The 359-nt window shown below is 59.3% G+C and carries 1 protein-coding gene; it reads left to right on the forward strand.

Features of this window, described 5'->3' with window-relative positions; genetic code table 11:
- Positions 1–19 precede the first annotated feature (19 nt).
- A partial coding sequence (locus GSQ82_RS24485; RefSeq protein WP_254061392.1) for a condensation domain-containing protein occupies positions 20–359 on the forward strand: 340 nt, incomplete at its 3' end.

Below are 359 nucleotides of genomic sequence, written 5' to 3' on the forward strand. Positions count from 1 at the left end.
GGAGGACCATCCTTTTCTTTTGCAGGAACACGACCTGCGTCAGCAGGAGGATGCGGAGTCCGAGCTCAGCCGTTTTACTGCGCAGGAAGCTGGGGATGCTTTCGATCTGGAAGATGGTCCGCTGCTTCGCGGGCGTCTGATCCGGCTCTCCGACGAGGAGCATGTGCTGCTGATCACCATGCACCATATCGTCTCCGATGGCTGGTCGATGGGGGTGCTGGTCCACGAGTTGAGCACTTTATACAGTGCTTATCTACGGGGCGAGTCGGATCCGTTGCCGGAGTTGTCGATCCAGTATGCGGATTATGCTGTCTGGCAGCGGGAGTGGATCGAGGGGGAGGTGCTGCAGCAGCAGGCGG

The sequence above is a fragment of the Granulicella sp. L60 genome, from assembly GCF_009765825.1.
Lineage (GTDB): Bacteria > Acidobacteriota > Terriglobia > Terriglobales > Acidobacteriaceae > Edaphobacter.